Raw genomic sequence first — 21,376 nt, 5'->3', positions numbered from 1 at the left:
GCCTGTTGGCGGCGTCGGGCTGCCGGCGCATCCACCGTGATTACGGCAAAAAGGGCGTGTTCCTGTGAGAATTACAATGATCGGCTCGGGGTATGTGGGCCTCGTCTCTGGCGCGTGCTTCGCGGATTTTGGCCATGACGTCATCTGTTTCGACAAGGACGATGCGAAGATCAACGCCCTCCAGGAAGGCCGCATCCCCATCTTCGAGCCCGGCCTCGATCATCTCGTCGCCAGCAATGTCGCGGCCGGCCGGCTGTCCTTCACGACGCAAGCGGCAGACGCGCTCGCGGATCCCGATGCGATCTTCATCGCCGTCGGCACGCCCTCGCGGCGCGGCGATGGCCATGCGGACCTGAGCTATGTCTATGGCGCGGCCGCGGAAATTGCGCCGTTTCTCAAACGCTTCACCGTGGTGGTCGACAAGTCCACCGTGCCCGTCGGCACTGGCGACGAGGTCGAGCGGATCATTCGGGAGACCAACCCCGACGCAGATTTTGCCGTAATCTCCAACCCGGAATTCCTGCGCGAAGGCGCGGCAATCGATGACTTCAAGCGCCCCGACCGCGTCGTGATCGGCGGCGATGATCGCCGGGCGCTGGACGTGATGCGGCAGATCTATCGCCCGCTGGTCATCGGCCGCTCACCGGTAATCGAAATGAGCCGGCGCGGTGCCGAGCTGACCAAATATGCCGGCAACGCCTTTCTCGCGACCAAGATCACCTTCATCAACGAGATCGCCGATCTGTGCGAGAAGGTGGGCGCGGACGTGCATGAGGTCGCGCGGGGCATTGGCCTGGATAATCGCATCGGCGCCAAGTTCCTTCACCCCGGCCCCGGCTTTGGCGGCTCCTGCTTCCCCAAGGACACGCTCGCCTTGTTGAAGACCGCGCAGGATTATGAGGCGCCGCAGCGGATCGTCGAAACGGTCGTCGCCGTGAACGATTCGCGCAAGCGCGCCATGGGGCGCAAGGTCATTCAGGCGATGGGCGGGGAAGTGCGTGGCAAGACCATCGCCGTGCTCGGCCTCACCTTCAAGCAGAATACGGACGACATGCGCGATTCGCCCGCCATCGCGATCATCGAGACGCTGCAGGACGCAGGCGCCGAGATCCACGCCCATGATCCCGAGGGCATGGAGCAGGCCAAGCTGGTGCTGCGCGACGTCACCTATTTCGGCAATGCCTATGACACGATGGCCGGCGCCGATGCGCTGGTGTTCATCACCGAGTGGGACGCCTTCCGCGCGCTCGATCTGGCCCGCATCAAGTCGCTGCTGAAGACGCCGGTGATGATCGATTTGCGCAACCTCTACCCGCGCGATCTGGTCGAGGAGGCCGGCTTCTCCTACACGGCCGTCGGTCGGTAATTCGGCGGAACCGAGTTTCCCACCGACCGTTCTGACCTCGGCCTGATGGATGCCACCACAAAGCGGGGCTTTTCATCCGGCCTTTGGGGCGGCCAATCGAACAATATGCGGTATCTTTACCTTAATGCTCGATAGGCACGTCCACGACTGACAGAGCAATCAGGGGGTTCATTTGACGATACGCAAAGCTGTCTTCCCGGTCGCCGGGCTTGGCACCCGCTTCCTGCCCGCCACCAAGGCGGTGCCGAAGGAAATGCTTCCCGTCGTCGATCGCCCGCTGATCCAATATGCCGTCGATGAAGCGCTGGAAGCCGGCATCGAGACGATGATATTCGTCACCGGGCGCGGCAAGGGCGCCATCGAGGACCATTTCGATATCGCCTTCGAGCTGGAGCGGACGCAGGCCGACCGCGGCAAGAGCGTCGCGGCGCTGGAAGGCACGCGCCTGACGCCCGGCAATGCGATCTTCGTGAGGCAGCAGGAACCCCGCGGCCTTGGCCATGCGATCTGGTGCGCGCGCGATATCATCGGCGACGAGCCCTTTGCCATCATCCTGCCGGACGAGCTTCTCGTCGGCCGTCAGAAGGGATGTCTGGCCCAAATGATCGAGCAATATGAGAAAGTCGGCGGCAATCTGGTCTGCGCGCTTGAAGTGCCGATGGACGAGACGCCTAGCTATGGCGTGATCGATCCGGGCGCCCGCGACGGCGTGCTGACAGAGGTCCGGGGCTTGGTCGAGAAGCCGGCGCTGGGCACGGCGCCCTCCAACCTGATGCTGCCCGGCCGCTATATTCTGCAGCCCGAGGTCATGGCCCTGCTTGCCACGCAAGAAGCTGGGGCGGGCGGCGAAGTGCAGCTCACCGATTCCATGGCGAAGCTGATCGGCCAGCAGCCCTTCCACGGCGTGACCTTCGATGGCGAGCGTTTCGACTGCGGCTCGAAGCTCGGCTTTGCTCAAGCCAATTTCGCGCTCGCCTGTCGCGACGATGCCATGGGCGGCGATCTCAAGAGCTGGGCTCGGGATTTCCTCGCCTGAGAGGCGCCGACTCCGACGCAACGACCCTAGGCTTGCGCAGCAGCGCCTGACGCAAGCGCCATCTCCAATATCCATCGGCACATAAAAAAGGGCGGATCCTGCGATCCGCCCTTTTTCTTATCTCGTCGGGTCTATCGACCCGGACTTGAACCCTCAGTGCTTCTTGTTCGCCCAGATGTTCTGGTACGACATGTAAGCCAGCACCGTCGCGAACAGCAGGAAGATCACCACGGCGATGCCGGTGCTCTTGCGCGCTTCCATCTTCGGCTCGGCCGTCCACATCAGGAAGGCAGCGACGTCCGTGGCCATCTGGTCGACGGTCGGCTTGGGCTGACCCTCGCCATAGGTCACCTGACCTTCGGCCGTCAGCGGCGGCGCCATCGCGAGATTGAGGTTCGCGAAGTACGGGTTGTAGTGCAGCCCCTCCGGCGTCTTCGCGTCGGGGAACTTGCGCAGCAATTCGGCCGGCTGCTCACGATAACCGGTCAGCAGCGCATGAACATAGTTCGCACCGTCATGACGGGCCTTCGCGATCAGCGAAAGATCCGGCGGAATGGCGTTGTTGTTGGCGGCAGCGGCAGCCACGCTGTTCGGATAGACCAGCGGGAACTTGTCCGCCGGCACCCCCGGACGCGTGCTGGGTTCACCCGTGCTGGGGTCGATCGACGGCACCTGACGGGCTGCGGCGATCGCCTTGATCTCGGCTTCATTATAGCCAAGGTCGGCGAGGCTGCGGAACGCCACCTGATGGATCGAGTGACAGGCCGAGCAGACTTCCGTGTAGACCTGGAAGCCGCGCTGCAACTGCGCGCGATCGAATTTGCCGAACGGCCCTTCAAAGCTGAAGCCAGCCTTTTCGGGGTGGAGGTGGAACTCCTTCTCAGCCGTGGGCTGCGGCGGCTCGCTCACATAAGCGACCCCACCCCAGATGAAGCTGAGCAGCAGCATGCCGGAGAAAAACAGGCCGACAAGGAAGGCCAGGACACGAACCATTGACGGACCCCTTAATTAAGCTGCGCCGGTGGGCTGGGTATCGCTGCCCATGCCCGGAGGTGCAGACTGTTCTCCCTCGAACTTGCCCTTGGCCAGCACCGCTTCGGTAATCGAACCGGGGAGCGGCAGCGGTCGCTCGATGGACGCAATGATCGGCAAGATGATCAGGAAGTGCGCGAAATAATAAGCCGAAGCGATCTGGCTGATCATGACATAGGGCTCTTCCGCCGGTGCACCGCCGCAATAGCCGAGCACGAGCACGTCCAGAATGAGCAGCCACCAGAACTTCTTGAACAGCGGGCGGTAGTTGCCCGAGCGGACCGGCGAGGTGTCGATCCACGGCAGGAAGAACAGCAGCAGAATGGACGAGAACATCGCCATCACGCCGAGGAGCTTCGCGGGAACCAGCACGATACCGGTGAACGGGATCACCAGATCCATCGTGAAGGCGCGCAGAATGGCGTAGAACGGCCAGAAGTACCATTCAGGCACGATGTGCGCCGGCGTCGAAAGCGGGTTGGCCTGGATATAGTTATCCGGGTGACCCATCGAATTCGGCGCGAAGAACAGCACCAGTGCGAAGAGGATGAGGAACACGCCGAGGCCGAAACCGTCCTTCGCCGTATAATAGGGATGGAACGGCACCGTATCCTGCGGCCCCTTCACTTCCACGCCCGTCGGGTTGGACGAGCCGGGAATGTGCAGCGCCCAGATGTGCAGGATGATGACACCCGCGATCACGAAGGGCAGCAGATAGTGGAGCGAGAAGAAGCGGTTGAGCGCGGCATTGCCAGGCGCGAAGCCGCCGAGCAGCCAGGTCTGGATCGGCTCACCCACCACCGGAATGGCGGCGAAGAGGCCGGTGATCACCTGCGCGCCCCAGAAGCTCATCTGACCCCAGGGGAGCACATAGCCCATGAACGCCGTCGCCATCATCAGCAGGAAGATGACCACACCGAGCAGCCACACCATTTCGCGCGGCGCCTTGTACGATCCGTAATAGAGGCCGCGGAAAATGTGGAGATAGACGACGATGAAGAAGAAGCTCGCGCCGTTGGCGTGCGCATAACGCAGCAGCCAGCCCGAGTTCACATCGCGCATGATGTGCTCGACGCTATCGAACGCCACGCCGGCATTCGCCGCATAATGCATGGCGAGGATGATGCCGGTGATCAGCTGGATCGTCAGCGCGACGCCCGCGAGGACACCGAAGTTCCAGAAATAGTTGAGGTTGCGCGGCACTTCATAGCCGCCGCCGACGGCGTTGTAGACGAAGCGCGGGAGCGGCAAGCGCTCATCCACCCACTTCATCACGGGATGCTTCGGCGTGTAATGCTCAGCCCAGGGAAAGCTCATTATCTTTATCCTCAGCCTACGAGAATGGCGGTGTCGGAGGTGTACTTATACTGCGGAACCACGAGGTTCTTCGGCGCAGGCCCCTTGCGGATGCGCGCGGCAGTATCATAGCTCGAACCGTGGCACGGACAGAAATAACCGCCGAACTCGCCCCGGTTCTCACCCTCGCCGGCACCGAGCGGCACGCAACCCAGATGGGTGCACACGCCCATGGTGATCAGCCACTGCTTCTTGCCGTCGACCGTGCGCTCTTCCAGCGTCTGGGGATCGCGCAGGGTGGAGACGTTGACGGCGTCCGCCTCGGCAATTTCCTTGTCCGTGAGATGCCGCACGAACAGCGGCTGCGAGCGGAACACCGTCTTGATCGCCTGGCCGGCCTGGATCGCCGACAGATCGACTTCCGTCGTCGCCTGCGCCAGCACGTCCGCACTCGGACTCATCTGGGTAATCAGCGGATACAGAACGGCGAGACCGCCAACACCAGCGAAACTCACGGCTGCGATGTTGATGAAGTCGCGACGACGCACGCCTTCGCCATCGTCCATGACAGCTTCCGTCCCTTGCACTTCAGTGGCCATGCTTTGTCATTGCCTCCCTTTGTCCACGATCGCCCGAGAGCGTCGTGCACGCCGAAATCTCGATTCGGGCGCCAGTCGATCGCGCGTCGAACCGAAAGGCTTCCTTATTGGCCGGAAGTCCGCTCGTCCGCCGAATGATACGACACACCGCACGCCAGGATGGTCCCGGCGCGTTCGGGCGCCTGATAGCGCCGTTGATTGCGATTTGCCAACCTTCAATTTCGTGGCCCGCCCGCCTTTTTCCAGCCGGGCGCAACAGGGGTGGGATTGCGCAGGGGCCGTGGCTAGGAGGTGAGGATGCGCATCGCCCTCTATCAGCCCGATATCGCCGGCAACGTCGGCACCATCCTGCGACTGGCCGCCTGCTGGCAGATCCCGGTCGACATCATCCTTCCCTGCGGCTTTCCGGTGTCCGACGCGCAGCTGCGCCGGGCGTCCATGGATTATGGCGCGCAGGCCGATGTGACGCGGCATGTGAACTTTGAGAGCTTCATCGCCGAGCGGCTGAAGGATGGCGCGCGTCTGGTGGCGCTGACCAGCGTCGGCAGCGTGCCCCTGCCTCAGGCCAGCTTCCAGCGCGACGACATCCTCTTGCTGGGCCGCGAGAGCGCCGGTCTGCCCGAGGCGATCCACGCACAAGCGGCTTTGCGCGTGCGGATTCCCATGGCGCCGGGCTTTCGCTCCTTGAACGTCGCGGTGGCAACTGGCATCGCGCTTGGCGAAGCTCTCAGACAGACCGGACTTTTCCCCGCATGACTTCCACCGCTCCCAACAGCCTCGACGATCAACAGCTGGCCGCCCGCGCCTGGTTCGAAAGCCTGCGGGACCGGATCTGCGCCGCGTTCGAAGCCATCGAGCGGGAAGCGGGCAGCGATGCGGCGTTCGATTATCTGTCCTGGTGGCGCGAGAGTGACGGCCAGCCCTCCGGCCCGATCGAACAGGGCGGTGGCGGCGGCGGCGTGCGCGGGGTGATGAAGGGCAAGGTGTTCGAGAAGGTCGGGGTGAATGTCTCCACGGTCGGCGGCGCCTTCTCGCCCGAATTCGCTCGTACGATCCACGGCGCGGGCGAAGAGCAGCCGGGCTTTTTCGCCACCGGCATCAGCCTCGTGGCGCACATGGCCAATCCGCATGTGCCGGCCGTGCACATGAACACGCGCATGCTGGTGACGACCAAGCGCTGGTTCGGCGGCGGCGCGGACCTCAATCCGCCCATCGTCTATGAGGAAGACACAGCGGACTTCCATGACACGCTGCGCCGCGCCTGCGATGCGCATGACGAGAGCTACTATCCGCGCTTCAGCAAATGGGCAGAGGAGTATTTCTACATTCCCCACCGGCAGGTTCACCGGGGCGTGGGCGGGATTTTCTACGATCATCTCGAAGGGCCGTTCGAGGAGAGCTTCGCCTTTACGCAAGCGGTGGGCGAGGCGTTTCTGGAAGCCTTTCCGCGAATCGTGCGCCGCCGCATGGGGTTGCCATGGACGGCGGAGCAGGAAGCGCAACTGCTCGAATGGCGCGGCCGCTATGTCGAGTTCAACCTCGTGCATGATCGCGGCACGTTGTTCGGCCTCAAGACCGGCGGCAATATCGACGCGATCCTGATGAGCCTGCCGCCGCGCGTCACCTGGAGCTGAACGGCGCTCCGGCTGCCGGCGCACCCGCCATCGCACGGTAGAGCGCGGCGCAGATCAGCACGACGAGGACCGTCCGGGCGGTTTCCACCAGCGCGGAGACCATCGCGATCAGCAGGTCGGCGATGTCGGCCGGCAGCAACAGCTCGGCGACCACCCCCACGACGGAGGTGAGCGCGACCCCCAGCATGATCATCATGATGAAAATGAGGCCGAGCACGCCGAACACGCGCCACCCGTTCCCCTGCGTCAGCGCGGCACTGCGCTGGAGGATAGTGAGCGGGTTGCGCTGCGACTCCGCCGCGGCGACCGGCGCAATCAAGGCCAGCCGGCCAATCAGATAGCAGCCGGGCAGAATGAAGAGCATGAAGCCGCCCATGGCGCCCAGTCCCTGCAGAAGATTCGCAAGGAAGAAACCGGGCAGGACCGGAAGAGCCATGACCAGAGCCTCCCGCACCGTCGGTCGCTCGCCGCGCAGCAGCAGCGCGTGCATCGCCAGCACGGCGAAGGACGAGATGGCGGCGAAGGCAAGCAGCACAGGCCAGTTCAGCTCGGCATATTGGGTCAGCCGCGCCAGCATCATGTCGTTGGTGGCATTCTCGGCGAGCGGCTCGGGCTGCTTGACGAGCTGCTCGGCCACCAGAGCGGGCAGGAACATGAACATGCCGGCCACGGCGCCCAGAATGTCGCGGTTTGCCGCGCCCATCTGCTTGGCGTCGTCCCATATCGCTGCCAGATCGATCCTGCTCAACCGCTTGTGCTCCCGTTTGCGCGCTCGATAGGCAATATCTGCCCCGCGCGCCATAGGCGAGCCATGCCTTGCCAAATTTGGTCGCAGATCGCATCTCGGGCGGGATGACCGCCCCTTCCCTCCCCGAACAGGATTTCCCGGCCAGCCCTGAGTGGCGGATCGAGCCGGGATTGCTCGATTATGAAAGCGCGCTGGCCGATATGGATGCGCGCGTCGCGGCGATTGCGGCGGGCGAGGCGCGCGAGCGCATCTGGCTTGTCGAGCATCCTCCGCTCTACACTGCGGGCACCAGCGCGCTCTCGACCGATCTTCTGGCGCCGGTCTTTCCCGTCCATGTCACCGGACGCGGCGGGCAATATACCTATCACGGCCCCGGCCAGCGCGTCGTCTACCTCAATCTCGATCTGGGCCGACGCGGACGCGATGTGCGGCGCTTCGTCCGCGCGCTGGAGCAGTGGATGGTCGCCGCGCTGGCCGATCTCGGTGTCGAGGCGTGGACCGTGGATGGCCGCGTCGGTGTCTGGACGCAGGGGCCGCACGGGGCGGAGGCCAAGATCGGTGCCATTGGCGTGCGGGTGCGCAAATGGGTGACGTTGCACGGCCTCTCCATCAATGTCGCGCCGGACCTGGGCCATTATGGCGGCATCGTGCCCTGCGGCATCAGCGATCTGGGTGTCACCAGCCTCGCCGATCTGGGACGCCCGGCCGACATGCACCGCCTCGATGGCATTCTCCAATCGCATCTGCCGGCCATGCTGGCAGCGCTCGAGTCCGACGGCGGGTGAACGGCCGCAGCCATGGGGTGGTCGGGTTCCACGGCCCCTTGAGCCCTGCGGCATCCCTCTTTAAGACCGGCTCTTCGTGCTGCCGAGGGGGCCTCGACCGATCGGGAAAATCGGCCACGACCAAGAAGACCAGAAAGGATGCCGCTGATGCGCAAGACCCATGTTCCCCTTCTCCTGCTTGCGGCCATGGGCGGTCTCGCGCTCGCGGGGTGCGACGGCGCGCAGGACACGTCGGGCAATACGGTCGAAATGCGGGACATGAACGTGCTGGAAGGCACGGTGAACGATTCGATGACCGACCTCGATGCCGTGAAGGCCGATGGCCTCGGCGCCGTGGGCAATGCCGGCAGCGTCAGCCGCAAGCAGACGAGCGAGCCCGCCGCCAATGCCAGTTCCGAAGACACCGAGACGGTCGCCTCGGAGTAACCCTACTTCAGCCCGAGCAGCTTGTGGGTCTGGAGGGACAGTCGCCAGCGGCTGTCTGACAGAACCAGCGCGATGGCGGCCTCCCGGTTTGCGGCATTGGCCTCCGGGGTCCCGCTGTCCATCGGCTGTACCAGAAACTGGCCGAAGTCCCAGCCGAGCAGCTCGGCCGGGTCGATTCCAGGCTGCGGCCAGACCAGCTTGAGTTCATCGCCCCGACGCTGCGTCACGCTACTGCCGGCCTTGGGGCTGATGCAGAGCCAATCGACGCCCGGCGTCGCCGCCAGCGTGCCGTTGCTCTCCACCGCGATTTCAAAGCCGGCGGCATGGAGCGCGTCGATCAGCGCCGCATCGAGCTGCAACATCGGCTCGCCGCCGGTGATGACGACGAACCGCTGGCCGGTCTCATCACCCCATAGATCGGCCACCGCCTGCGCGAGCGCCGGTGCCGCGCCGAAGCGACCGCCATTCTCCCCGTCCGTCCCCACGAAATCGGTGTCGCAAAACCGGCAGATCGCACTCGCCCGATCCTGCTCCCGCCCGGACCAGAGGTTGCAGCCGGCAAAGCGCAGGAACACCGCCCGGCGGCCGGCCTGCATCCCTTCCCCCTGCAAGGTGAGGAACATTTCCTTGACGGCGTAGCTCATCGGCGCGGCTCAGGGATGCGTCGCGTAACGCGTCGGATCGGGCAGGCCGGCTTCCTGATAGCCCTTCGCGCGCAAACGGCAGCTATCGCACAGGCCGCAATGCAGGCCTTCGGGCGTCGGATCGTAGCAGGACCAGCTCATGCCGGCATCCAGCCCCAACCGCGCCGCCTCGGCGGCAATCTGCGCCTTGCTCATATATTGGAGCGGGGTTGCGATCTGCACCGGCGCGCCTTCCACGCCCTGCTTGGTGGCCAGCGATGCCATATGCTGAAACGCGGCGATGAACTCCGGGCGGCAGTCCGGATAGCCCGAATAATCCAGCGCGTTCACCCCGATGTAGATGCGCTCTGCCCCCACCACCTCGGCCAGTCCAAGCGTGAGCGAGAGGAAGATCGTGTTGCGCGCCGGCACATAGGTGATCGGAATGCCCTCGCCCACGCCCTCCTTGGGCACGTCGATGTCAGCGGTCAGCGCCGATCCACCGAACAGCGAGAGGTCGAGCGGCAGCACGACATGGCGCTCCACCTCCAGCGCGGCCGCCACCCGCTTGGCGGCCTCCAGCTCGACGCGGTGGCGCTGCTGATAATCGATGGTGAGCGCCGCCAGACGAAAACCCGCCTCGCGCGCCAGCCCACCGGCGACCATCGAGTCGAGCCCACCGGAAAGGAGGACAACCGCCATGGGGGCGTGCGATGCAGACGATATCGGTGACATGATGCCCCGCGCTAGCGCAAATCCCCCGCCCCTGTCACGGGATGAGATGATTTCGGGTTTCGCGAGCGGGGAGAGAATTGCGCTCGAGCGGGAGAACGCCGTTACAGTCACTCTCTGGCTAAGCGATGCTGGCGCATCGCCGCCACCCCCTGCCCCTCCTCTGAGCAGGGGAGATATGTCTTCAGCTTCAGCGCCTCGCAGCACCGGGGCGGCAGGCCCCTACCCGTCGGGCTTCCATCTCATGCGCAAAAGGCAATCCATCCGACACCCCTTGCGACGAAATCTGCACGAGCCGCGAGGTTTCGATCCGTAGATCGGTGCGACCGCGGCCGCCCTCGCCGCAGTCATAGGATGCGGCAACGGCACGCGGCGACTGGCGAATCAGGTAACGCTCGCACTGCCGATAGGGGTGCTTGGGCTGGAGCAACTGACTGCCATCGCTGATGCAAATCCGGCGCGCAGCCTGATTGCTCCCCCGCTCGAGCAGCTCCCATTCGCCCGATTCGACCGCATCCAGCCCGCCGGCCTGCGGCGCCTGCGCCATGGACATGGGCGCCAGCAAGCTGCCCAGCGCGAGCCCGATCGCCAGCATCGCTGCCTTAAATGCCATGTCGCTTCAGCCACTTCTTCATTTGCAGGCGGCAAAGACCGACGGGGTGGGATGCCGCAATATTTCAACGATGGAAATGCACGGCTTGTCGCAGATTGTCAAATCTGCCGGCGGGCGTGCGCCTCAGTGCGGGGCCTGCAACTCGGCCAAAGTGATATCGAAAATCCGCGAACAGAAAGCGCAGTCGACCGCGATCACCCCGCGCTCATCGGCCATGGAGGTGCGCTCGGCGGGATCGAACCGGCCCAGCACGCCACGAATCCGTTCCGGGTCGCACCGGCAGCCCTTGCGCAAATCGGCGCTGGAGAGCGCGCGAATCTCATCTTCCTCGTGGAACAGGCGCCAGGCGATATCCTCCAGCCCCAATGCGGGATCGGTCAGTTCCTCCTCGGACAGGGTGTTGCCGAGGATCATGACATGCTCCCAATCGGGATGATCGTGCCGCACATGCAGCCGCTCGCGCCCCACCTCGCCTTCGGGCAGATGCTGCAGGAGCATGCCGCCGCCGATGCAGCCCTCCTCCGCATCGTGCCGAACCGCGATTTTCACGATGCTCGGGATCTGCTCGGACTGGGCGAAATAATGCTCCGCCGCCGCGCCGAGGCCAGTGCCTTCGAGCGGGACGATCCCCTGATAGCGCTCGCCCGTGACAGCCTGATCGAAGGTGATCGCCAGATAGCCCTTCCCGAACAGACCGAAGAGCGTGGGATTCTCGCCCAGCTCGGCGAGGCGCTGCTCATCGAACTGCGCATATCCGCGCACCGCGCCGCCCATATAATCGGCGACCAGCAGCGACACCGCACCCTGCTCGGTCTGCGCCTGCAAGGTAAGCTGGCCCTCATCATCCTTGAGCATAGCGCCGAGCAGAGCGGCCAACACAAGGGCCTCGGCCACCAGCTTCTCGATAACGGGCGGATAGCGATGGGCGGCGAGCACCGCGTTGAGCGCAGGGCCAAGGCGCACGAGCCGGCCCCGGACATTGCGGGCAGGCAGGGCGAAACCGAGGACGCGGTCCTCTGTGCGGGTAGGATCGAATTCTGACATGGCGCCTAGATAGGCACTCCCCTCACGAAAGTCTAAGGGGCGAGAGTCTAAGGCGCCGCCTGCGAGGAAGCAGGCGGATGAGGCCGCGCCTCCAGCCGGGCCCGCAACCAGCGCCGCGACGGTGTCTCGAACAGGCGGAAGGACAGCACCGCGATGATGACCACGCTGGTCATAAACATCAGAAAGAAGGCCGGCTCGCGCGCCAGCTGATGGTCGGTCGCCAGACGCGGTACAGCGAGCAGCAGCACCAGCTGGACGGGAAAATGCCACAGATAAATGCCGTAGCTGGCATCCCCCAGCCAGCGCGTCCGCTGCAACAGGGTCGCCCGCAGGCAGGGCTCCAGCAGGGCGGCCAGCAGCACGATCGCCATGCTGAACAGCGGAACAGAGAGATAGCGCCGGATGTCGAGACTGTCGTCCCAGCTCGTCCATCCCCCTGCTCCCAGCAGCAGAACGACCAGCACGGAGAGCCAGATGGCGCGATTGGCGTGAACAGCAAACAGCGCCGCGCCGCCGAAGAAACCTGCCGCGCACATGAAGAGGATGTAGCCCTCGAACAGGAAGCATCCGGCGATGGCCCCTGCGGCCAGCAGGGCGGGCCCAAGCACGCCCGCGCGAAACAGCACCGGCAAGCTCAGCCAGAACAGCGCGTAAACAAGAATCTCGATAGACACCGACCAGATCGGCGCATTGAAGCTGTAGACCACCGTCGGCCACCAGTTGGAGGCAAGACCAAGATGCAGCAGAAAATTGCCCAGCGTATTGTGCTGGTAAACGAGGAATGCGCCGAATTTCGCCTGCGCGATTCCCTGCAAGCCCGCCACGATCAGCAGCGTCAGCACGTGAAGCGGATAGAGGCGCGCGAGCCGGTTCACGACAAAGTCGCGCGTGCTGCTTTTCCGGCCATGATAGACATGGGCGAAGACGAAGCCGGATATCACCCAGAAGAGCTGCACGGCATATTTGCCATGCTCATAGAGCCAGCTGGCCTCCTCGAAAAAGGGCTGCTGCGGGCGGAAGCCGGCCATCGCCCGCTCGGCGCCCGGCGGGTAGAAGAAATGCTGATAGTGCCAGAAGATGATGACCAGCGCGGCCACGCCACGCATCGCATCGATCAGCAGAAAATGCCCCGACGTCCGCTCGGGCGGCGCGAACAGCGCGGCAATCCGCCGTGCCCCGGCGCCGATCATGCGTGAATTATGCCAGAGCGCGCATTGGGCGCCCCGGCATATCCTGTGGAACTCCGGCGCGGCGCCGGATGTCCTGTGCCTGGTTTAGCACCGACCAACATTCAGATGATGGCCGCCGCTGAATGGCGGCTGGTCCTAGCCAATCAGGCCCGCCGCCCAGAGCAGCACCGACTTCTGGGCATGGAGGCGGTTCTCGGCCTCATCCCAGATCAGCGACTGCGGCCCATCGATCACCTCTTCCAGCACCTCTTCCCCGCGATGGGCGGGCAGGCAGTGCAGGAATTTCGCATCCGGCTTGGCACGGGCCATCAGTGCGGGCGTCACCTGATAGGGCATCATCGCGCGCAGCTTGGCGTCGCCGCCGGCCTGACCCATGGAAATCCATGTGTCGGTCACAACGACATCCGCGCCGCTGGCCGCCTCCACCGCATCGCGAGTGAGCGTGATCGTAGCCCCCCCAGCCCGCGCCGCTTCGGCAAAGCGCGGATCGGGATCGAACCCTTCCGGCACGCCGATGCGCACGTCGAACTTGAACAGCCCGGCCGCCTCGATGATCGAGTGCAGCACATTATTGCCATCCCCCAGCCAGGCCCACTGGCTACCCGGCAAGGCAAGGCCATGCTCGATGACCGTCAGCAGATCGGCCATGATCTGGCAGGGATGCGAGAGGTCGGTCAGGCCGTTGATCACCGGAACGGTCGCATGATGCGCCATTTCCTCGATCTTGGCGTGATCGTCGGTGCGAATCATGATCAGATCGACCATGCGGCTGAGCACGCGGGCGGTATCCGCCACCGTCTCGCCACGACCGAGCTGGGTCGTGCCGCTGTCCAGGATCAGCGACGAACCGCCGAGTTGGCGGATCGCCATATCGAAGCTGACACGCGTACGCGTCGAGTTCTTCTCGAAGATCATGGCGAGCGTGTGGCCCGCCAGCGGCGCGTCCTTGTCGACAGCGCCCTTGGGCATGCCCGCGCGCGCTGCCTTGCGGTCCATCGCATCGTTGAGAATGGCCGCGAGCGCGTCGCCGCCTGCATCCGTGAGATTGCGGAAATGCCGGATCATGATGCGTTCGCCTCTGCCTTGATGCTGGCGGCGCCTGCCGAAAGCTTGGCGATCGCTTCGTCGATATGACTCTGCTCGATCACCAGCGGCGGCAGGATGCGCACGACATTCTCGCCGGCCGAGACGGTCAGCAGGCCGTGATTGTCGCGCAGATGCGCCACGAAGTTGCGCGCCTCCACCTGCGGCTTCAGCTTCACGCCGAGCATGAGGCCGAGGCCACGCACTTCCTCGAAGACATCGTCATGATTGGGGATGAGCTGCTCCAGCGCGCCGCGGAGCCGCTCGCCGGTTGCCGCGACCTGCTCCAGGAAGCCCGGCTCCAGCAGCACGTCGAGCACCGCCATGCCCGCCGCCATCGCCAGCGGATTGCCGCCATAGGTACTGCCATGGGTGCCGAACACCATGCCCTTAGCGGCTTCTTCCGTCGCAAGGCAGGCGCCGAGCGGGAAGCCGCCGCCAATACCCTTGGCCACGGCCATCACGTCGGGCTTCACGCCATAATGCTCATGCGCGAAGAACTTGCCGGTGCGGCCATAGCCACACTGCACTTCATCGAGCACCAGCAGCAGCCCGTGCTTGTCCGCCGCCTCGCGCAGGCCCTTGATGAAGTCGGGCTTGCCGGCGGTCAGACCGCCCTCGCCCTGCACCGTCTCCACGAGGAAGCCGGCGGTCTCATCGTCGATCTTGGAGAGCGCCGTCTCCAGATCGTTGAACGCGACATAATCGAAGCCCGGCAGAAGCGGCTCGAACCCGTCGCGCATCTTGGGCTGGTCGGTGGCGCTGATCGTGCCCAAAGTCCGCCCGTGAAAGGCGTTCTTGAACGTGATCAGCTTGTGCCGCTGCGGGTTGCCATTGGCGAAGTGATAGCGCCGCGCGGTCTTGATCGCGCATTCCACCGCTTCCGCGCCGCTGTTGGTGAAGAACACCGTATCGGCAAAGCTGTTCTCGACAATGCGCTGCGCAAACGCCTCGCCCTGCGGCGAGCCGTAGAGGTTGGAGACGTGCATGAGCGTCGCGGCCTGCTCGGCAATCGCTTTCACGAGGTGCGGGTGGCCATGACCCAGCGCATTGACCGCGATGCCGCTCGCAAAATCCAGATAACGCTCGCCGCGCTCGCCGATCAGATAGCAGCCCTCGCCTCGCACCGGACGCACATCGCACCGGGGATAAACGGGCATGAGCGGGGTGATAGACATAAGACTACTCTTCCTTCCTCGCACGGCTTTTCAAACAGAAAAAGGCGGCCCGTGCGAGGCCGCCATCGTCAGGGGGTGGCTATAGCTGTGTGCGGACTGGTTGGCAAGAAAAGCGCCTAGCGGACCTTCACCACCGCCGGGACGCCGACCGCGAGAGCACCGGGGGGCACATCCGTCATCACCACCGCGTTCGCGCCAATGGCGGCGCCATCGCCAATCGTCACGCGGCCCATGATCACGGCACCGGCGCCGATGTTCACATTCCGCCCGATAATCGGGGCTTCATCAAGCCGTTGCAAGGACCGCAAGCCCAGCGTGCAGTTCTGCCGAATGATCGAGCCATCGCCAATGATGCTGGCCCCGTGCACCACGATGCCGCCCTGATGCTCGACGATCACGCCCCGACCGATCGTCGCGGTGTAGGGAATCTCGATGCCATAGACATTGCGGCAATGCCGGTAGCCCCAGCGATAGATCATGCTGAGCGGCCCCCGCAGCAGCTTGGAGCGCACCGTCATCCGCCAGTTGCCGAACCGGTGCCAGAACAAGGTGCGGAAACCCGGCCGGGTCCATTCGCGCCCATGCGCCGCATAATCCTCGCGCACGAGCTGACACATGTCTTTGAAGCTCATGGCCGCGCACTCCCTTCTGCGCCCTTATATTCGATAAGCCGGGCCGGCCCTCCCCCCCGCGCGCGCAGATGATAGCGCGCCAAGCCGCCGAATTGCGCGAACTTGCCGAGCATCATCCACAGACCATAGCCCATGGCGAAGCGCAGGGGCGACCCCGCCGCGCGCTTGCGGGCCGCGATCCGCACGACCTGAGCGGGATACATCAGCAGCATCGCAAGCGCAGCCCAGATCAACGGCGCAACGCCCGATACCAGCCCGAGCAGGATCGCGCCCAGGATGAGGAGCGGGATCATACCGCCCCACAGCAGGATGCTGTTGCGCTGGCGGCGCCAGCTCGGAAATGCCGCATCGCCATGACGCGCGACATGCTCGGCAAAGGCATAGCCGGCCCGGCGCGCACGCAGCCATTGTTGGCGCGCATGGTGAATGTCGGCATCGTGCAGCGTCATTTCCGCGTCGATCCGCCGCACCTGCCAGCCCATCCCACCAAGACGCAGGCAAAGGTCAGGCTCTTCGCCGGCAATCAGGCTGCCGTCATAGCCATCGGCTTGCGACAGCGCCGCCACGCGGAACAGCACATCGCCCCCACAGGCCTCGACCAGCCCAACGGGGACATTCCATTCATCGTCGCACAGCGCGTTGTAGAAGCTGGCAGCGGGGAAGCGCTCGCGACGCCGCCCGAAGACCGCGCACAGTCCCGGCTCGGCATCCAGCGCCTGTTCGGCCCGACCGATCCAGTCCGGCGCAAGTTCGCAATCGCCATCGACGAATTGAACGAAATCGAGCGTGGGATGATCCGCCAGCAGGCGCCGCCATCCGGCATTGCGCGCACGCGCCGCAGTGAAAGGCGTCGCGACATCCAGCTCCACCACGCCAATGCCGAGGCTCCGCGCGAAGGCGATGCTGCCATCCGTCGAACCCGAATCGACATAGATCACCGGACAATCAGCCGGCGCGCTTCTGAGGCAGCGCTTCAAGCGCTCGCCTTCGTTCCGGCCAATCGCCACGATGCCCGTGCGCGGCGCCACGACGCTCATGGCGCGGTCCAGGCCGGCGCACGACCTGCTGGCTCATCCCACCGGGGGATGGAGGCGCGCCCATCCGCCCGCTTGGGCCAGAAGCCATGCCGCAAGGTCATCGACACCTCCTGCGGAACGGCGTCGGCCCTCGGCCCACGCAACGGGCGCGAGGCGAGCGCCAGCGCCCGCCCGGCAAGCCACGCAAGGTTGGCACTGAACAGCCGCGCAACGCCGCCGGTGCGCACAAAATAACGCCGCCGCGCCTCGAAACGATAAGCCGGATAGGGTCGCACCGCGACCTGCGCGCCGCTCGCGACGCCCGTGGCGGCCCCGGCAATATGGATCACGCGGCTGCCCGGCACGAACCACATCTCCCATCCCGCGCGGCCCATGCGGTGCATCAGCTCGACTTCCTCGAAATAGAGGAAGAAGCCATCGTCGAACAATCCGGTCTCCCGAAGCGCGGCACTGCGGAACAGGACGCTGGCGCCGGTGAGCCAGTCTGCCGCGACAGGCACCTCACCCTCGACCAAAGTCGGTGCAATGCCGAGCATCGTCCCGAGCTTGGCCATGCCACATCCCCGAACGAACTCCCGGCCCGGCGTCGGGAAGCGAAAGGCGGAGCCGGCCAGCGCGCCATCCGGCTCCAACAAGCGACTGCAAACGGCCCCGGCGCGCGGGCGGGCGCGCAAGGCATCCAGCAAGGCCGTAATCGCGCCGGGCTGGACCAGCGTGTCGGGATTCAGCACATGAATGAAGGCCGGCGGCGCCGGGCGCTGGAGCAGGCGCAACATCGCCTGATTATTGGCCCAGCCAAAGCCGCCATTGCGCTCCAGCGGCAGCACCGTCACCCAATCCTGCCACTCAGGTTGAGCGAAATGCTCGGTGAGTTTTTCTGCCGACCCGTCAGCCGAGCCACCGTCAACCACGATGACCTCGAACGGCCCTGCCTGCGCCCGTTCCGCAACGAGCGAGTCCACACAACGGATGACATAATCCGCCGTCCGGTAATTGACGATGACGATCGCGAGATCGGAAGGAGAAGTGGCAGGCATGTCGGTTCCGATAAGGCATCATGGGCCGGCGCGGTCGACGCCACCCCGCCCCGCTCTTAGCGGCATTTCCTAAACGAAAGCTATGGTCAGCGCGCGGCGCTGTAGCGGGCGCCGCCCTGATGCAGCGTGCCGACCGCACGGGAGACCGCCTGCATCAGCTCCCAGCGCTGTGGAATGCCCACCGTTGTCTCGCCGATCATCACCGCAATCGCATAGCTCGAGCCATCCGGCGCGGTCATGATGCCGACATCATTATAGCCGGTCGAACGCGGCGCCAGATCCTGCCCGGTGCCGGTCTTGTGGAGATAGGTCCAGCCCGCCGGAACGCCGGCCTTGATCCGCTGCGGACCGGTCTTCGCGCGCTCCATCGTCGCCAGCAGAATCTGCGTCGAAGATGGCGAGAGCATCTCCCCCTTCTGGAGCCGCGCCAGCGCGCCCACGATGGCCAGCGGCGCCGCGCCATCGGGCGGATCGGCCAGATAGCTGTCGAGCGCCCGCTCGCGCACGGAGCGCGGCAGGTTGGACCGCGCGGCATAGAAATTGCGCCCGGCGGACATGTTCTGCGACCAGGTCAGCCCGGCCGTCTGGCTCTGCAACAGCCGCTCGCCGGGGCCGAACCTGATGCTGTCCGTTCCGATAAACCGCCGCGCCAGATAGCTGCGCACGGCGTCCGGCCCGCCAACGGTGCGCAAAACCGAATCGTTCGCGGTATTGTCACTCTGCGTCATCGCCCGCTCGAACAGGCTGCGCAGCGAGGTGGTATAACCCTGCTCGCTGTTCACCAGCGCCGCGATGGGCTGATGGAAGAGCGTCAGGTCGGACGGACGGATGGTGACATCCCGGTCCAGCGTCAGCTTGCCGCGGTCGACGGCATCGAGCATGGTCATCGCCACCCACAGCTTGGAGACGCTCTGCTGCGGGAAGAGCAGATCGCCATTGTGCGAGACGGTCCACCCCGCATCCACGCTCTGCACCGCGATGCCGACCTTGCCATTGAACTGGCGCCCGAGCGCCTGAATGCTGGCGACCAGCGCGGGCGGCGCCGCCGTGACCGGCACGCGCGGCGTGGGAACGGCATTGCGATTGGGCAGCCAGGGCGCGCTCACCGTGCCGCCGCGCTGCACCCGCTGAACGGCGGCCTGCTGCGGGACCGGCTGCACGACTTCACGCGGCGGCGCGTAGCGGACGGCGGGCTGCGCCGGCGCCGCGATCCGCGCGCTTGGATGTGTCGATGACGGAATGGCGGTGCACGAACTCGCCAATGCAAGCACCGCGAGCGCCGCCGACAATGGCCCCAGACCCTGCCTCACGCGCTGAAATCTTCCTTGCCGAACATAGGGATATACTGACCGAGCCCTGCGCATAATTCCAGAACGAAGCGATCAGTTGCGGTGTACCGAATCCCTTTTGCGACAAAGTGAGGATGTCGCGGGAACAAGCGCTGCCCTAATTATTGCAAATCGCAACGGTTTGATCTCTGTCAAAGCGCGCACTGCCGGCATCGCCCATAAACATTGTGACGCGACGATCCGCAGTCGAAGCGTTGAAGGCAGCTCTGCTGTTTTCCCTCCTAGTCAGAACCTCAGGGCGCGACGGCCTGGCCATCGCGCCCTTTTTTTGCTCATTCTGACGTCAGGGCACCAGCACCGTGTCGACCGCCTCCGGCAGCATGTCGGGATGATCGAGCGTGTAATGCAGGCCGCGGCTCTCCTTGCGCTTGAGCGCGCTGCGAATGATCAGCCGGGCGACTTCGAGCAGGTTGCGCAGCTCGATGAGGTCGGACGTCACGCGGAAATTGCCGTAATAGTCATCCACTTCGCGCGCGAGCAGGTCGGCGCGGTGCTGCGCCCGCTCCAGCCGCTTGGTCGAACGGACGATGCCGACATAATCCCACATGAACCGGCGGATTTCCTTCCAGTTATGGGTCACGACGACTTCCTCGTCGCTGTCCGTCACACGGCTTTCGTCCCACGCCCGGATCGGCGGCGGGGCGGGCAGATCTGCCCATGTCGCGCGGATGTGATTGGCGGCGGCCTCGCCGAAGACGAAGCATTCGAGCAGCGAGTTGGAGGCAAGGCGATTGGCGCCATGCAGGCCGCTTTCCGTCACCTCACCCGCTGCATACAGGCCTGGCAGGTCGGTGCGGCCATCAAGATCGATCACCACGCCGCCGCAGGTGTAATGCTGGGCCGGCACCACCGGGATCGGCTCCTTGGTGATGTCGATACCCAGGCTCAGCAGCCGCGCATAGATGGTCGGGAAATGCTCCTTGATGAACGCGGGCGGCTGGTGGCTGATGTCGAGATGGACATAATCCAGCCCAAGCCGCTTGATTTCATGGTCGATGGCGCGGGCCACGACATCGCGCGGCGCGAGTTCACCGCGCGGATCGAACCGGTCCATGAACCGCTCGCCGCCACCGGGCACGCCCGCGGGAAGCTTGAGCTTGCCGCCTTCACCCCGCATCGCCTCGGTAATCAGGAAGTTCTTGACCTCCAGATTGTAAAGGCAAGTGGGATGGAACTGCATCATCTCCATGTTGGAGACGCGGCAGCCGGCCCGCCAGGCCATAGCGATCCCGTCCCCGGTCGCGCCACGTGGCGCGGTGGAAAACAGATAGGTGCGGCCTGCCCCGCCCGTCGCGAGGATCGTCGCCCGACCCACAAAGGCTTCCACGCGCCCGGCCTTGCTGTCGAGCGCATAGACACCCCACACCCGGCCATCGCCGGAATAGCGCTCGCCATGACGGGAGGTGATCAGGTCGATCGCGACCATATTCTCCATCAGGGTGATGTTCGGATTGGCGCGCGCGGCCGCCATCAGCGCGACCTGCACCGCGTGGCCGGTCGCATCATCGACATGCACGATGCGGCGGTGCGAATGCCCGCCCTCGCGCGTGAGATGCCAGCGCTCGCCAAAGGCCTCGCCCGCGTTGAACGGCACGCCCAGTGCCGCCAGCCGCTCGATCGCGGCAGGTGCCTCCGATACGACGAACTCCACCGTCGCCCGGTCGTTCAGTCCGGCGCCGGCGACCATGGTATCCTCGACATGCGCCGCAAAGCTGTCCCCGCCATCGAGCACCGCCGCGATGCCGCCCTGCGCCCAGTTGGTCGATCCGGAATCGAGCGCGCCCTTGGCGAGCACCAGCACCTTGTGGGTCTGCGCCAGGTTAATGGCGGCGGTCAGGCCGGCCGCGCCCGATCCGATGATGATGATGTCATGCGTGGAAATGGTCATGCACAAAGTCCCGAGCGGCCGCGTGGTGGAATGGCGCGCAATGCCGTG

General features: G+C 64.9%; 22 protein-coding genes. 6 read left to right on the top strand and 16 right to left on the bottom strand.

Going from position 1 to position 21,376, the window contains the following annotated elements:
- Positions 1-64: 64 nt before the first annotated feature.
- Together M2333_RS00505 and M2333_RS00500 are read left to right on the top strand one after the other, a co-directional pair.
- Entirely contained in the window at positions 65-1,366 is a 1,302-nt protein-coding gene (locus tag M2333_RS00505; protein WP_264610487.1) for a UDP-glucose dehydrogenase family protein, read from the top strand.
- A 172-nt stretch (positions 1,367-1,538) separates the two neighbouring features.
- The gene (locus M2333_RS00500) at positions 1,539-2,402 is read left to right on the top strand and encodes a UTP--glucose-1-phosphate uridylyltransferase (RefSeq protein ID WP_264579600.1); all 864 of its coding nucleotides are present in this window, start codon (positions 1,539-1,541) and stop codon (positions 2,400-2,402) included.
- Positions 2,403-2,555: 153 nt separating this feature from the next.
- On the opposite strand, the gene M2333_RS00495 is transcribed toward M2333_RS00500, so the two are convergent.
- Genes M2333_RS00495 through petA form a run of 3 tightly spaced genes read right to left on the bottom strand, consistent with a single transcriptional unit; the run spans position 2,556 to position 5,329 of the window.
- Positions 2,556-3,395 (bottom strand): cytochrome c1, encoded by an 840-nt coding sequence (locus M2333_RS00495; protein WP_181560426.1) that lies wholly within the window; start codon positions 3,393-3,395, stop codon positions 2,556-2,558.
- A 15-nt stretch (positions 3,396-3,410) separates the two neighbouring features.
- On the bottom strand, positions 3,411-4,751 hold the full coding sequence (locus M2333_RS00490) for a cytochrome b (protein ID WP_181560427.1): 1,341 nt from the start codon (positions 4,749-4,751) through the stop codon (positions 3,411-3,413).
- A gap of 11 nt (positions 4,752-4,762) precedes the next feature.
- The gene (petA, locus tag M2333_RS00485) at positions 4,763-5,329 is read right to left on the bottom strand and encodes a ubiquinol-cytochrome c reductase iron-sulfur subunit (protein WP_181560428.1); all 567 of its coding nucleotides are present in this window, start codon (positions 5,327-5,329) and stop codon (positions 4,763-4,765) included.
- Positions 5,330-5,626: 297 nt separating this feature from the next.
- Here petA and M2333_RS00480 point away from each other — a divergent pair, with 297 nt between their 5' ends.
- Together M2333_RS00480 and hemF are read left to right on the top strand one after the other, a co-directional pair.
- Positions 5,627-6,085: a tRNA (cytidine(34)-2'-O)-methyltransferase gene (locus M2333_RS00480; RefSeq protein WP_264610486.1), complete on the top strand. Its 459-nt coding sequence runs from the start codon at positions 5,627-5,629 to the stop codon at positions 6,083-6,085.
- Complete coding sequence (gene hemF, locus M2333_RS00475) at positions 6,082-6,963, top strand: oxygen-dependent coproporphyrinogen oxidase (RefSeq protein ID WP_181560430.1); 882 nt, start codon at positions 6,082-6,084, stop codon at positions 6,961-6,963. Before M2333_RS00480 ends, hemF begins: the two co-directional genes overlap by 4 nt.
- Here hemF and M2333_RS00470 read toward each other — a convergent pair.
- The gene (locus M2333_RS00470) at positions 6,950-7,711 is read right to left on the bottom strand and encodes a hypothetical protein (RefSeq protein WP_264610485.1); all 762 of its coding nucleotides are present in this window, start codon (positions 7,709-7,711) and stop codon (positions 6,950-6,952) included. The genes hemF and M2333_RS00470 overlap by 14 nt on opposite strands.
- 104 nt (positions 7,712-7,815) lie before the next feature.
- Between M2333_RS00470 and lipB the strand changes: the two genes are divergently transcribed.
- Both lipB and M2333_RS00460 read left to right on the top strand, forming a co-directional pair.
- The gene (lipB, locus tag M2333_RS00465) at positions 7,816-8,496 is read left to right on the top strand and encodes a lipoyl(octanoyl) transferase LipB (RefSeq protein WP_181560432.1); all 681 of its coding nucleotides are present in this window, start codon (positions 7,816-7,818) and stop codon (positions 8,494-8,496) included.
- A 147-nt stretch (positions 8,497-8,643) separates the two neighbouring features.
- Complete coding sequence (locus M2333_RS00460) at positions 8,644-8,922, top strand: hypothetical protein (RefSeq protein WP_264575144.1); 279 nt, start codon at positions 8,644-8,646, stop codon at positions 8,920-8,922.
- 2 nt (positions 8,923-8,924) lie between these two features.
- Here the strand turns inward: M2333_RS00460 and queE are convergent, their stop codons facing one another.
- The 12 genes from queE to nadB all read right to left on the bottom strand — a co-directional run bounded on the left by queE (position 8,925) and on the right by nadB (position 21,328).
- The gene (gene queE / locus M2333_RS00455; protein WP_264573441.1) at positions 8,925-9,566 is read right to left on the bottom strand and encodes a 7-carboxy-7-deazaguanine synthase; all 642 of its coding nucleotides are present in this window, start codon (positions 9,564-9,566) and stop codon (positions 8,925-8,927) included.
- Between the two features lie 9 nt (positions 9,567-9,575).
- Complete coding sequence (queC, locus tag M2333_RS00450; protein WP_264579607.1) at positions 9,576-10,247, bottom strand: 7-cyano-7-deazaguanine synthase QueC; 672 nt, start codon at positions 10,245-10,247, stop codon at positions 9,576-9,578.
- Between the two features lie 220 nt (positions 10,248-10,467).
- Positions 10,468-10,890 (bottom strand): DUF3617 domain-containing protein, encoded by a 423-nt coding sequence (locus M2333_RS00445; protein ID WP_264573443.1) that lies wholly within the window; start codon positions 10,888-10,890, stop codon positions 10,468-10,470.
- Positions 10,891-11,013: 123 nt separating this feature from the next.
- Complete coding sequence (locus M2333_RS00440; protein ID WP_264575141.1) at positions 11,014-11,934, bottom strand: Hsp33 family molecular chaperone HslO; 921 nt, start codon at positions 11,932-11,934, stop codon at positions 11,014-11,016.
- Positions 11,935-11,981: 47 nt separating this feature from the next.
- Positions 11,982-13,124 (bottom strand): acyltransferase family protein, encoded by a 1,143-nt coding sequence (locus M2333_RS00435; protein WP_264610484.1) that lies wholly within the window; start codon positions 13,122-13,124, stop codon positions 11,982-11,984.
- Positions 13,125-13,259: 135 nt separating this feature from the next.
- On the bottom strand, positions 13,260-14,189 hold the full coding sequence (gene argF / locus M2333_RS00430; RefSeq protein ID WP_264585616.1) for an ornithine carbamoyltransferase: 930 nt from the start codon (positions 14,187-14,189) through the stop codon (positions 13,260-13,262).
- Positions 14,186-15,385 carry an aspartate aminotransferase family protein gene (locus tag M2333_RS00425; RefSeq protein WP_264593988.1) on the bottom strand — a complete coding sequence of 400 codons (1,200 nt, stop codon included), beginning with the start codon at positions 15,383-15,385 and terminating at the stop codon, positions 14,186-14,188. Before M2333_RS00425 ends, argF begins: the two co-directional genes overlap by 4 nt.
- A 116-nt stretch (positions 15,386-15,501) precedes the next feature.
- Positions 15,502-16,017, bottom strand: coding sequence for a serine O-acetyltransferase (locus M2333_RS00420; protein WP_220128556.1), 516 nt, complete (start codon positions 16,015-16,017; stop codon positions 15,502-15,504).
- Positions 16,014-17,054 carry a glycosyltransferase family 2 protein gene (locus M2333_RS00415; RefSeq protein ID WP_181560441.1) on the bottom strand — a complete coding sequence of 347 codons (1,041 nt, stop codon included), beginning with the start codon at positions 17,052-17,054 and terminating at the stop codon, positions 16,014-16,016. Before M2333_RS00415 ends, M2333_RS00420 begins: the two co-directional genes overlap by 4 nt.
- Positions 17,051-18,091, bottom strand: a complete 1,041-nt coding sequence (locus M2333_RS00410; protein ID WP_264610483.1) for a glycosyltransferase family 2 protein — start codon at positions 18,089-18,091, stop codon at positions 17,051-17,053. Before M2333_RS00410 ends, M2333_RS00415 begins: the two co-directional genes overlap by 4 nt.
- Before the next feature lie 86 nt (positions 18,092-18,177).
- A complete protein-coding gene (locus M2333_RS00405) occupies positions 18,178-19,401 on the bottom strand; it encodes a class A beta-lactamase-related serine hydrolase (protein WP_264593984.1) in 1,224 nt (407 codons plus the stop codon).
- Between the two features lie 322 nt (positions 19,402-19,723).
- Positions 19,724-21,328: an L-aspartate oxidase gene (gene nadB, locus M2333_RS00400; RefSeq protein WP_264610482.1), complete on the bottom strand. Its 1,605-nt coding sequence runs from the start codon at positions 21,326-21,328 to the stop codon at positions 19,724-19,726.
- Positions 21,329-21,376: the final 48 nt, after the last annotated feature.

This window comes from Sphingobium sp. B11D3B (assembly GCF_025961735.1).
GTDB lineage: Bacteria > Pseudomonadota > Alphaproteobacteria > Sphingomonadales > Sphingomonadaceae > Sphingobium.
The sequence above is the reverse complement of the archived record's forward strand: the minus strand, read 5'-3'. Positions and strand labels throughout refer to the sequence as shown.

Excerpts from the sequence above, each read along its gene's own strand:
- M2333_RS00495 (WP_181560426.1), bottom strand. The coding sequence starts at position 3,395 with ATGGTTCGTGTCCTGGCCTTCCTTGTCGGCCTGTTTTTCTCCGGCATG.
- M2333_RS00490 (WP_181560427.1), bottom strand. The coding sequence starts at position 4,751 with ATGAGCTTTCCCTGGGCTGAGCATTACACGCCGAAGCATCCCGTGATG.
- petA (WP_181560428.1), bottom strand. The coding sequence starts at position 5,329 with ATGGCCACTGAAGTGCAAGGGACGGAAGCTGTCATGGACGATGGCGAA.
- M2333_RS00480 (WP_264610486.1), top strand. The coding sequence starts at position 5,627 with ATGCGCATCGCCCTCTATCAGCCCGATATCGCCGGCAACGTCGGCACC.
- hemF (WP_181560430.1), top strand. The coding sequence starts at position 6,082 with ATGACTTCCACCGCTCCCAACAGCCTCGACGATCAACAGCTGGCCGCC.
- lipB (WP_181560432.1), top strand. The coding sequence starts at position 7,816 with ATGACCGCCCCTTCCCTCCCCGAACAGGATTTCCCGGCCAGCCCTGAG.
- M2333_RS00460 (WP_264575144.1), top strand. The coding sequence starts at position 8,644 with ATGCGCAAGACCCATGTTCCCCTTCTCCTGCTTGCGGCCATGGGCGGT.
- queE (WP_264573441.1), bottom strand. The coding sequence starts at position 9,566 with ATGAGCTACGCCGTCAAGGAAATGTTCCTCACCTTGCAGGGGGAAGGG.
- queC (WP_264579607.1), bottom strand. The coding sequence starts at position 10,247 with ATGGCGGTTGTCCTCCTTTCCGGTGGGCTCGACTCGATGGTCGCCGGT.
- M2333_RS00445 (WP_264573443.1), bottom strand. The coding sequence starts at position 10,890 with ATGGCATTTAAGGCAGCGATGCTGGCGATCGGGCTCGCGCTGGGCAGC.
- M2333_RS00440 (WP_264575141.1), bottom strand. The coding sequence starts at position 11,934 with ATGTCAGAATTCGATCCTACCCGCACAGAGGACCGCGTCCTCGGTTTC.
- M2333_RS00435 (WP_264610484.1), bottom strand. The coding sequence starts at position 13,124 with ATGATCGGCGCCGGGGCACGGCGGATTGCCGCGCTGTTCGCGCCGCCC.
- argF (WP_264585616.1), bottom strand. The coding sequence starts at position 14,189 with ATGATCCGGCATTTCCGCAATCTCACGGATGCAGGCGGCGACGCGCTC.
- M2333_RS00425 (WP_264593988.1), bottom strand. The coding sequence starts at position 15,385 with ATGTCTATCACCCCGCTCATGCCCGTTTATCCCCGGTGCGATGTGCGT.
- M2333_RS00420 (WP_220128556.1), bottom strand. The coding sequence starts at position 16,017 with ATGAGCTTCAAAGACATGTGTCAGCTCGTGCGCGAGGATTATGCGGCG.
- M2333_RS00415 (WP_181560441.1), bottom strand. The coding sequence starts at position 17,054 with ATGAGCGTCGTGGCGCCGCGCACGGGCATCGTGGCGATTGGCCGGAAC.
- M2333_RS00410 (WP_264610483.1), bottom strand. The coding sequence starts at position 18,091 with ATGCCTGCCACTTCTCCTTCCGATCTCGCGATCGTCATCGTCAATTAC.
- nadB (WP_264610482.1), bottom strand. The coding sequence starts at position 21,328 with ATGACCATTTCCACGCATGACATCATCATCATCGGATCGGGCGCGGCC.